Origin of the sequence: Pseudomonas brassicacearum subsp. brassicacearum, assembly GCF_008801605.1 — a bacterium.
GTDB lineage: Bacteria > Pseudomonadota > Gammaproteobacteria > Pseudomonadales > Pseudomonadaceae > Aquipseudomonas > Aquipseudomonas brassicacearum.
In genome coordinates this window covers 18,228-28,178 of record NZ_VZPJ01000026.1, presented here as the reverse complement: position 1 = coordinate 28,178, position 9,951 = coordinate 18,228, and the positions used below count along the sequence as shown (strand labels likewise).

Sequence of the window (9,951 nt, the reverse complement as noted above, 5' to 3'; positions counted from 1 at the left end):
TATCAACGCTACCTCACGGACCTGCGTGAGCTTAAGGATGCATTTGGCGTAAAGGTCTACGCCTATTGCCTGATGACCAATCATGTTCATCTGTTGTTGGCTCCGGGGGAATCGGTCGCTGGATTGGGGCAGTTGATGAAGGCTCTGGCGGCGCGTGCGACGCGCTACCGCAATCGGCTGGAGGGGCGTTCAGGTACTTTATGGGAAAGCCGTTACAAATCCAGTGTGGTGCAGTCGGGTTCTTACTTGCTTGCCTGTTGCCGTTACATCGAATTGAATCCAGTGCGAGCTCGTATGGTGGCAGATGCTGCGGATTACCCATGGTCGAGCTATCGAGCCCGGGTAGGTGATGTGCCAGACGGCCATTGGCTGGATGCTGATCCATGCTTTGTTGCTCTGGATAATACAACTGCGGAGCGTTGTCGTCAGTATGGGACGTTCGTACGCCAAGCCGTTCCAGCGGATGAGATCAAATTGATTCGAGATGTTTTGCAGCGAGGTCAGTTGACGGGGACGAGCCGTTTTGTGGACGAGGTAGAGCGAATTGTTCGAGGGAACTTTACTCTTCGTAATTTTGCATCTTTGACCGGGCAAGCTGGCCCTGCATGGACTATAGATATTCCCAAGGCTGTGACAGATACAACGTATAATCCAGAAATAAAATTTCTGACTGGAGGTAAATAATGACTGTGGATTTGATTGAGAAAATAGTGCGTGATTCCTTTGGTTTGGGGTTGTCTGCTATTTTTAGCTCTATCGAGTCGTGGAGTCCTGGGTTGTCTTTCGATCAGCGAAGAGATAAATTTTTTTTCGTGATTGAGAGTTTGTTGAATGAGGGGAGAATAAAATTTATTGCTCCAGGTGCAGATTGTTATGTTTCGCCGGATAATGAGAAACCCAAGTTTTCTGTTGCTGATAGTGCTGCTCAGTGGGATTTGGAGGCTGGGCAAATAATTTCTTATTTGAAAGGTAAATGGCCTAAAAATGTTGCAAGTGATAATGATGAGGATCTGACTTTTTATTTTTATGAGGTTCCTGGTGTGATTTGGATAGATGAAAGAGGGGGCTATTTTTCGTCATGACGAAAGAAATGGCGAACAGAAAAGTGGGCTAGATTTGAATGGCACTTACTTATAGAAAAAAGGGATAGATTCTGAGGGGTCCCCACAAATCTACTCCAATGCCTGCGCCTCTTGATGTACCTCTGCTCGCAACGCGTGCTCAAGCCTCTCCAAGGTGCTTCGAGAATTTGAGCCGTGGAAAAATAAATCTGTCCCCTTTTTCCTAGTTTAAAAGTGCGACAGGTCAAAGAACAGACGCCTTTGGTAATCCGGTAACAAGAAAAAGTCCGGATAATCACACGTCAATTGACTTTGATTTGTGAGGATAAATATGAATTATTATGAAATCCCCTCGCTTTCAAATATCTATCTCGAAGATAGCTATGTTTTATCTGTTTGTGAGGGGGAGGGCTCTCTAGTCTTTGAGTTAGAAGCAGTTCTTACTGAAAATCATCCAAAATATAAAAAACCACAAGAAGGAGAGAAACATTGCTATAGAAAGATTTTTTTGCGCTTTCTAAATGTAGATTCTTTCGAGTGGCTTGATAGGAGGTTTATGGCATATGCAGATGCTTCGGGCGAGTTCGATTATGGGAATATAGACAGTTTTGTTGGTTGTGATGGTGGCTATGAACTGACCGGAGACTGGGGTCGAGTAGCTATCAAGGGGCAAGCTGTAGATATAATTGTCGAAGATTAGTTGGTGCAAAAGGGAAAAGGGGACAGATTTATTTTTTGATTCTTTGCTATGCTGAAAGCTTCCATGGAGGAGGAATCAAGTATGCCCAGGATGGGACGTATTGTTATACCGAATTACCCACACCATATCGTACAACGCGGTCATAACCGTCAGGTGGTGTTTGCCGTCGCCGAGGATTATCAACGCTACCTCACGGACCTGCGTGAGCTTAAGGATGCATTTGGCGTAAAGGTCTACGCCTATTGCCTGATGACCAATCATGTTCATCTGTTGTTGGCTCCGGGGGAATCGGTCGCTGGATTGGGGCAGTTGATGAAGGCTCTGGCGGCGCGTGCGACGCGCTACCGCAATCGGCTGGAGGGGCGTTCAGGTACTTTATGGGAAAGCCGTTACAAATCCAGTGTGGTGCATTCGGATTCTTACTTGCTTGCCTGTTGCCGTTACATCGAATTGAATCCAGTGCGAGCTCGTATGGTGGCTGATGCTGCGGATTACCCATGGTCGAGCTATCGAGCCCGGGTAGGTGATGTGCCAGACGGCCATTGGCTGGATGCTGATCCATGCTTTGTTGCTCTGGGTAATACAACTGCGGAGCGTTGTCGTCAGTATGGGACGTTCATACGCCAAGCCGTTCCAGCGGATGAGATCAAATTGATTCGAGATGCTTTGCAGCGAGGTCAGTTGACGGGGACGAGCCGTTTTGTGGACGAGGTAGAGCGGATTGTTGGTGTACGAATAGAGCAGCGAGGGCAGGGCCGGCCAAGGATTGATTTGGAAAAATAAATCTGTCCCCTTTTTCTCCTCGATTTTTTGGGGTGGCAAAATTTTACGGTGGGTTAGAGCCAGCTGTAGATGTCGAGACTCGATATTTCACTAATGATTTGTTGGGGCCTTTATTTTGTGCTCCATTGAGGTAACGTAGGAAAGCAGAGCCGGGGACAGACCACGTTATTTGTGCGTTTCTCAGATAGAAAACGTGGTCTGTCCCCGTTATTTTGCCCGTTATTTTTCCTCCAGGAACTCAGCAGTTTGAGAATTTCATTAAAAATAGAGTGCTGCGATGAGTCTTACTATTTTAGAGTTTTCACGATCGTTTGTAGCGGGAAGACTGACAGCCGAAATTTTCTCTGTGGCTTATATAGAACTTTGGAAAATTGAGCGAGATAGGAACGTCCTTCAATTCGATGAGTCCTCGTTAAATGAGTGTCTGTCAAGTATTTTTTGTGCTGCGGATATGTACGAGCCAAGCGAGTCAAGGGAAGAGTATGAGCTTGACGACGAAATGCTTAGAACTGAGGTTGCGAGTTTGGTGCAAAAGATAGTGTCTGATTAGCTGTTTCAATGGGGGGGGGCGGGGGCAGATCACGTTATCTGTGCGGTTTCTTAGATAGAAAACGTGGTCGGTCCCTTTTTCTGCTCGTGCGACTACTTCCATCGCTTTGTCGATATAGCTTGTATCGCCGGTTTCCCGGGCATCTCTCATGAACTCCGCAATGGCCTCTGGTGTGCTGAGATATTCTGCGGGTCAAATTCTGTAAAGGTCTCGATCATTTTGCTCTCCGCGTATGTGAAAAACGGGCGACCCAAAGGTCGCCCGTTTTCGTTATTCAGCAGCTTGCGCTCGCAGCCGCCTCCCAATCACATCCAACACATCACATCCATCGCGAAGCGATATCGTCAGCAGCTTGCAAAAATCAGAAAGCACCACCGTATCGGAGCTGATATCCGAGCGGAACGCGATGTTTTCCAGCACCTGGGTCACGGTGCGGATGCGGTAGTCGGCGGTTTCGAAAAGGACGTCCAGCGGGGCTTCGGTATCGATGAGCAACGTTGCGGGGACACAGTCGATGCCTGTGATGGGCATATATCGATTCATTTTGAAGATCTCTGTTTGATTGGCTGAAAGCCATCACTCAGTCGTCGCCAAACGATTGGGTGGTGGCTGTGCGCAGGTTGGCGAACCGGTTACAGAGAAAACCGGCAGATCCGAAGATCTCCCGCGCACAGCCGCCGTGGAATATAGCGGCTTTGCGGGTGCGTCGGTACCTGCAATCAGCTGGTAGCTTTCGCATTCTCTGTAATCGAGTCGCCAAACCCGAATCGCCTTTTTGGGCGACGAGGGACTATAGGCTGGCCCGCTCCGGTGCCACAAGACACCGCTTTCCGAGCTTCATGTAGGACGTTTGGCCTGGCATTGTCGGCTTAAAGCAAGCGACTGCTGCGCAGTCGAGCGGGAGCAAGCTCCCTCGCCACGGGGCGGTGCTCGATTTGAGGATTGTGCTTATCTGCATTAGTCGCCGCAGGGCTTGGCCTCTGAGTGTTCGTTGTGATGTGAATAAGTCCTGGTTTCTTCTACTACGAACTGGTTTCGTCATCTGTCCGTTTAGTAGGAAGTTTCAACCTCCGAGCGGGATCCTTCGTACTTCTATACGGGATGCGTCTGATTTCAGAAGGAGGGTTTCGACAGTAGTCTTTGGTCAGAGGTGCGCCGCGTCGAACCATCGGCCTGATCAGTGCGTGGTTGGTTACACCGAACGGCGAGGCGATGAGATCTGTATGTCTGCGCCCGAATAGCCACTAAGCAGGAGGCATACGTTATGTCGGAAACATCGAAAACCGATTGGGAGCGTTTGGCCAAGTTGGACGACTCGGACATCGATACCAGCGATATACCCCCGCTAGGTGAGGATTTCTTCCGCCGCGCCGTGCTGATGAACATGCACAATCCTCCCCATCCCGGGGAGTTCATTACCGAGATTTATCTGGAGCCGAACGGCATCAGCGGTCGTGGGCTGGCGGAAAAGCTCGGTGTAGCCCCCTCGACACTGAGCCGTGTCTTGAAGGGCACTAGCCGCGTTTCGCCTGAAATGGCGTTGCGGTTGTCTGTAGCACTTGGCCGCTCGCCGGAGAGTTGGCTAGCCATGCAGGATGCTTACGATCTGTGGGTGGCTCGTCAGCATGTTGATTTGTTGCAGGTAAGAAAGCTCGCTTTCGCCTGAATCATCCCTCGAATGTCGCCGGGCATGGAGATTGAGACAGGCCAATCGAGATTGGCTGTCTTTTTAATTGTGGCCTGGTCCAGTTCTTGTTTGGAGTTAGTCGAACAACTCCTTTTGTGGCGAGGGGATTTATCCCCGCTGGGCTGCGTAGCAGCCCTAAAGCAGCGAACTCAATCTTCCTGGCACACCGAGTTGCTTGGCTTGGGGCTGCTGCGCAGCCCAGCGGGGATAAATCCCCTCGCCACCGGGTTCGCGCTCGACTGGGCGGGTTGGCGCGGTTGGCGCATCAACTGTGGCAGCAGCCGTGGGGCTTGGCCTCTTCGTATTTATCGTGATGCCGCACCCAGTCCATGATTTCGTCTTCGTTGCGGCCCTTGGGCGTCAGGTCGAGGTAGTTGTAGGTGCCGACCAGGATGTCGAGGCCGCGGGCGTAGGTGGAGTAGGTGTGGAAGATGTCGCCGGCTTCGTTGCGATAGAAGACGCTCAGGCCGGGGAGTTCGCCTTCGGTGGTGTCGGTTGTTTCGTAGTTGTAGGTGGCTTTTCCGGTGACGGTGTCTTCGGTTTTGAAGCTGACGCCGAAGTCGTAGTTGAAGTCGCAGTCTTGCGATGAGACCCAGTCAAACTTCCAGCCCATGCGGCGTTTGAAGGGGTGGAATTCGGCGAAAGGGGCGCGGGAGACGGCGACCAAGGCGACGTCGTGGTGGGCCAGGTGTTGGTTGGCGCCGTCGATGTGGTCGGACAGGAACGAGCAGCCCTGGCAACCTTCTGTCCAGCCAGGGCCGAACATGAAATGGTAGATGATCAGTTGGCTGCGGCCGCCGAACAGGTCGGCCAGGCTCAGTTCGCCGTGGGGGCCTTGGAAGCGGTAGGGTTTGTCGATTTTTACCCAGGGCAGCGCGCGGCGTTCGGCGCTGAGTTTGTCCCGTTCGTGGGTGAAGGTTTTTTCGTGGGCCAGGTGTTGGCGACGGGCGGCGAGCCATTCTTCCCGCGAGACGACTGGATGGTTCTCTACGTTCATGGTGATTTCTCCTGTGGTCAGGGCCGCTAGATCGGCCTTCAACAGTTGGTCGTTTGGCCTCGGAGCAATTCGACAGGCCGTTGGTCGGTTCAAGGTTGGGACCGACTGGAAACCCGGCTGAACGGCGGCGCGGCGCCTCGGTCACAACCTAGGTAGGCATCTCACTCTTTGGAGGATGGACCAGGATGACGACTTATAACTGGGACTTGATCGAACGGTTGTTGCACGAAGTGCAGAACGGCGCCGGTCACAACTTTGCTCCTCGGGTTTATGCGGAGGAGTACGCGGCGGCGAAAGCGGCAGAAGGCGAGCCGATCGAGAACCTCGATCATCTGAAGGCTGTCGCTGGGGAGTATGAAAAGTTGCTGCTTGAACGTGGCTACATTGAGCCGCGGCCGGAGGAACAGGGCGGTAACGGCGAGAATTTTGTGCTGACGCCGCGGGGCTCGCGGTTGTTGAGCCTGATTGATAGCAGCATTCCGGGCAATGATCATCCGCGCCAGGTGTTGGATGAGCAGGAAGATGCCCTGGATGAGTTTACGTTTGATGATTTGGCTTCGAAGGCGCAGATTGCCTGACAGGCCTGTACTGAATCCCGTGGGAGCAGGGCTTGTGTGGGAGCAAGGCTTGCCCGCGATGCAGGCAACATGGTCTATCAGATGGACCGAGGTAATGCTATCGCGGGCAAGCCTTGCTCCCACACAAGCTCGCTCTCACATGGGATCTCAGTGGTTTTAGGAGCGTGCTGCTTTCAGGCACTTCAAATCAGTGAAATCCTTCTTCACCCCGTCGATTTTCTTCAGCAGCCGTTCGCGCTGGGGCGGGGTGCTTTCGGCCATCAGGTCCACCAGCAGGCTGCGGGCCTGGGCTTCGGTTTTGCTGAAGGCCTCGCGGTAGGCGGGGGTCCAGAGGCTTTCGCGGTTGACCAGCAATTGTTCGATGCGCTTGGGGAAGTCGGGGCTGTGGCGTTGGGCCACGGCTTCGCTGAACTGGTTTTGCCAGTGGGCGCGGTTGGCGATCCATTGCTGGTTCTGGTCCCCCAGGGCGGTGGACCAGGCCGTCACCCGTTGGCGCTGGGCGTCGGTGAGCGGGCCGAGCCAGTCGTCCAGGCGTTTGACCATGCGGTCGCTGCGTTCCTGGATCTGTTCCTGCAACGTCGGCTTGAGGTACTGCTGCTGGCGTTTGCGCTGGTCCTTGACGAAGGCGGCGTCCATGTCATCGACTTGGTCGTCGTTCAGGCCTTGCAGCAGTTCGATGGCCGAGGGGGTGATTTCCCGGGCGGTTTCGGCGATGGCGGCCTCGGCTTCCCGGGTGCGTTGTTGCAAGGCTTCGTCGGTTACCTGGTCGGTTTGTACCATGGTCTTGAGGCGATCCAGCCAGTCGAGGTAACCGGGCAATTGGGTGGTGCAATGCCAGGTCAGATGGTCCTTGAGGCGTTCGTTGAACCAGTCTTTTTGCGCGCCTCTGATGTCCAGGTAATCGTTGAGGGTCCAGGGAATGATCAGGTCGAGGTTGCGGTAGGCCAGGCCTATGCGGCTGCAGGCGGTGAGCGTCAGCAACAGGGTGATGAACATGGCAGAGCGGGTCAACCAGCGCGGCATGAGCGAGTCCTTGCGAAGGCGGAGGTGCTTTGTTTGAGCATCGCAGACGCGCGGCAGTTCAGCCGATTAAATGCGTAACGCTTAGTAAAAAGGGTGGGCCATCTTGAGGGTCAGCAGGCTGTCGCATTCGCTGTTGTGGCCGGAGTATGCCGAGCAACTGCTGCCGCTGAGGCTTGAGTCGCTGTAGATCAGGTCCAGGTCGAGGCCCTTCCACGGGCGGGAAATTTTCAATGACCAGTCGCTGAAACTGCCGACATAACCGTTCTCGACCGAGACCGGTGTGTTGAGCTGGTGGGTGGTGTATTTGGCGCTGATGCCAATTCCGAACGGTATGTTGCCGCCCAGGTCGGCAAACAGCGTGCTGTTCTGTTTATCCGGGTCGTTGCTCAGGGCCGCGCCGAAACGGCTGCCAAGCACGGTCAGGCCGCCGTAGAACTCCTGGCTGTCGAGGGTATCGACGGTGGGGTAGCTGTAGTGGATCAGGCCGACTTCGTAGCCCAGGGTCTGGTCGAAGGGTTGTTTAAAGCCCATGTAGGAATCGACTTCAAGGTCGGCGGACGGTGTCAGGCCGGCGCTGGGTGACCACTGGCCGACGTACCAGCCGCTGTCGTGGCTCAGGTCCAGGCCACCATGGAACGAGCCGGTGCTCGACGGCGTGACCAGGCCCTGGGCCATGCTGCGGCTGGGCGTGGTGCCAAGCTTGAGGTCGAAGTCGCCGAGCTCGCGCTGGAATACCTGCCCCTGGGCGAGGGAACATGGCAACAGGCTGATCATCAGCAGAACAATAGGGCCACGCATGCTTCACTCCATGAAAAGCGGGAAGCAGGATCGGTTATTAAGCTGAAACGCTTGAGCTAGAGAGGTGAAAGCATACCGGCGAATGCTCGGCTGCGAAGGCCGTTCGTCGATTCATGGGAAATGGGTGGGGCGGGGGAGGGTTCCAGTCCAAGCGCTTCGAAGCTCAAAGCGCTTTGGGACCAGGTGACGCGCAGGTTACTTCTTGCCCAGGCTGATCTGCTTGGACGGGCCGAATGTCTGGCCGCTGACGCCTTTGGCAATTTGCTGGATCTCGCCGCCGGACTTGAGGAACGCAGCGATCTGGTCGTTGATCGACTCGCTGGTTTCAACGGCTGGAGCTGGCTTTGCTTTGCTGTTGGATGCTTTTACGCGCATGACGGCCATTAACCTGTAGATAATTAATTGGGCCAGGCATCGTACAGGAAATACTTGACAATTGCTTGGCAAATATTCTTCTGAATTATCACTATCGTGACGGGAATAATGAGCGATTATCCGGCAATTATTGCCCTAAGCCTCTGTTTTAAATAACAACCGTGGACGAAATACGGCGTTGATGGCGAGCTGTACGCACCGTCGTTCGCCTGACGAATGGCCGTGTCTGGGGCGAAAGCCCAGGAAAATCAACGGTTGTGCAGGGCCTTGCCGGCAAACCTTGTCTGCGACCACGAATCGCGCCGCAAAAACGGGTAGAATGCCGCCCACGCAATGAGGGTATTGGAAATGGCTTTAGTCGGGCGCTACAACAGTTTGCAAGTGGTTAAACACACTAACTTCGGTTTATATCTGGACGGCGGTGCGGACGGCGAAATCCTGCTGCCCAACCGTTATATCCCCAAGGATATTCCCAGCGAAGATGAAGACTGGCTCAATGTTTTTATTTATCTGGACAGCGACGACAAACTGATCGCCACCACGGAAAAACCCAAAGTTCAGGTCGGTGAATTTGCCAGCCTGAAAGTGGCTGAAGTCAACAGCATCGGCGTGTTCCTGGACTGGGGCCTGCCCAAGGATCTGCTGCTGCCGTACTCCGAAGAAAAGCGCCAGATGACCGCTGGCGAGTACTGCGTGGTACACGTCTACCTCGACAAGCACACTCGCCGCATCACCGCCACGGCGCGCCTGGATCGTTACCTGGACAAGACGCCGGCCAACTACACGCCGGGCCAGGAAGTGGATCTGCTGGTCGCCGAAGCCACCGACATGGGGTTCAAGGCGATCATCAATAACAAGCACTGGGGCCTGATCCACAAGAACGAAATCTTCAAGTTCATGCGCGCCGGTAAGCAGGAAAAAGGCTTCATCAAGGAAATCCGCCCGGACGGCAAGATCAGCCTGAGCCTGCAGCCCGTGGGCCAGGAAGCCGCCACCAGCCTGAACGCCAAGATCCTCGCCAAGTTGCGTGAAAACAACGGCACCCTGCCGGTCAGTGACAAGAGCGACCCGGTGCTGATCAGCAGCCTGTTTGGCGTGAGCAAGGGCAACTTCAAGAAGGCCATTGGTGCGCTGTACAAGAATGGGCAGATTGTCATTCATGCCGATCGCATCGAGCTGAGCTGATCTTCAGTCGAGCCACTCATCTGTGGCAAGTAAGGGTTTTATGTGGCCAGCGAGGCCAGTTGTGGGAGCAAGGCTTGCCCGCGATGAAGGCGATGCGGTCTTTCTGAAACCGAGGCGCCTGTTTCGCGAGCAAGCTTTGCTCCCACATAGCGGTTCGCTGCGACTTTCCTCTGTATACAAAACCCTGCACCTTTAGCATGCGCCCGCGCCCTGT

13 protein-coding genes are annotated in these 9,951 nt (G+C 54.1%); 8 read left to right on the top strand and 5 right to left on the bottom strand.

Translation table 11 applies throughout. The features are described from left to right. The 5 genes from F7R20_RS31180 to F7R20_RS31160 form a co-directional block, all read left to right on the top strand. Positions 1 to 684 (top strand): transposase (locus tag F7R20_RS31180; RefSeq protein WP_151180629.1); only part of this gene is annotated, 684 nt, incomplete at its 5' end. Then, positions 684 to 1,082, top strand: a complete 399-nt coding sequence (locus F7R20_RS31175) for a hypothetical protein (protein ID WP_033028067.1) — start codon at positions 684 to 686, stop codon at positions 1,080 to 1,082. The genes F7R20_RS31180 and F7R20_RS31175, both read left to right, overlap by 1 nt. Before the next feature lie 310 nt (positions 1,083 to 1,392). After that, positions 1,393 to 1,761, top strand: coding sequence for a hypothetical protein (locus F7R20_RS31170; protein ID WP_081352622.1), 369 nt, complete (start codon positions 1,393 to 1,395; stop codon positions 1,759 to 1,761). Positions 1,762 to 1,842: 81 nt separating this feature from the next. Beyond that, positions 1,843 to 2,544 (top strand): transposase, encoded by a 702-nt coding sequence (locus F7R20_RS31165; protein ID WP_003198950.1) that lies wholly within the window; start codon positions 1,843 to 1,845, stop codon positions 2,542 to 2,544. 277 nt (positions 2,545 to 2,821) lie between these two features. Next, positions 2,822 to 3,094: a colicin immunity domain-containing protein gene (locus F7R20_RS31160; protein WP_033028069.1), complete on the top strand. Its 273-nt coding sequence runs from the start codon at positions 2,822 to 2,824 to the stop codon at positions 3,092 to 3,094. 270 nt (positions 3,095 to 3,364) lie between these two features. Here the strand turns inward: F7R20_RS31160 and F7R20_RS31150 are convergent, their stop codons facing one another. Continuing rightward, positions 3,365 to 3,637 (bottom strand): hypothetical protein, encoded by a 273-nt coding sequence (locus F7R20_RS31150; RefSeq protein WP_003198952.1) that lies wholly within the window; start codon positions 3,635 to 3,637, stop codon positions 3,365 to 3,367. Between the two features lie 835 nt (positions 3,638 to 4,472). Between F7R20_RS31150 and F7R20_RS31145 the strand changes: the two genes are divergently transcribed. Continuing rightward, positions 4,473 to 4,760 (top strand): HigA family addiction module antitoxin, encoded by a 288-nt coding sequence (locus F7R20_RS31145; RefSeq protein ID WP_027911620.1) that lies wholly within the window; start codon positions 4,473 to 4,475, stop codon positions 4,758 to 4,760. 286 nt (positions 4,761 to 5,046) lie between these two features. On the opposite strand, the gene F7R20_RS31140 is transcribed toward F7R20_RS31145, so the two are convergent. Beyond that, positions 5,047 to 5,778 (bottom strand): DUF899 domain-containing protein, encoded by a 732-nt coding sequence (locus F7R20_RS31140; RefSeq protein WP_003198955.1) that lies wholly within the window; start codon positions 5,776 to 5,778, stop codon positions 5,047 to 5,049. Positions 5,779 to 5,963: 185 nt separating this feature from the next. Here F7R20_RS31140 and F7R20_RS31135 point away from each other — a divergent pair, with 185 nt between their 5' ends. Beyond that, positions 5,964 to 6,356 carry a hypothetical protein gene (locus F7R20_RS31135; RefSeq protein ID WP_003198957.1) on the top strand — a complete coding sequence of 131 codons (393 nt, stop codon included), beginning with the start codon at positions 5,964 to 5,966 and terminating at the stop codon, positions 6,354 to 6,356. 156 nt (positions 6,357 to 6,512) lie between these two features. On the opposite strand, the gene F7R20_RS31130 is transcribed toward F7R20_RS31135, so the two are convergent. The 3 genes from F7R20_RS31130 to F7R20_RS31120 all read right to left on the bottom strand — a co-directional run bounded on the left by F7R20_RS31130 (position 6,513) and on the right by F7R20_RS31120 (position 8,561). After that, positions 6,513 to 7,379, bottom strand: coding sequence for a DUF6279 family lipoprotein (locus tag F7R20_RS31130; protein ID WP_003198959.1), 867 nt, complete (start codon positions 7,377 to 7,379; stop codon positions 6,513 to 6,515). Positions 7,380 to 7,460: 81 nt separating this feature from the next. Continuing rightward, positions 7,461 to 8,177 (bottom strand): TorF family putative porin, encoded by a 717-nt coding sequence (locus tag F7R20_RS31125; protein ID WP_003198961.1) that lies wholly within the window; start codon positions 8,175 to 8,177, stop codon positions 7,461 to 7,463. Positions 8,178 to 8,372: 195 nt separating this feature from the next. Continuing rightward, a complete protein-coding gene (locus F7R20_RS31120; protein ID WP_018607615.1) occupies positions 8,373 to 8,561 on the bottom strand; it encodes a hypothetical protein in 189 nt (62 codons plus the stop codon). Positions 8,562 to 8,900: 339 nt separating this feature from the next. On the opposite strand from F7R20_RS31120, the gene F7R20_RS31115 reads away from it, so the two are divergent. Beyond that, entirely contained in the window at positions 8,901 to 9,737 is an 837-nt protein-coding gene (locus F7R20_RS31115; protein WP_013692512.1) for a CvfB family protein, read from the top strand. Positions 9,738 to 9,951: the final 214 nt, after the last annotated feature.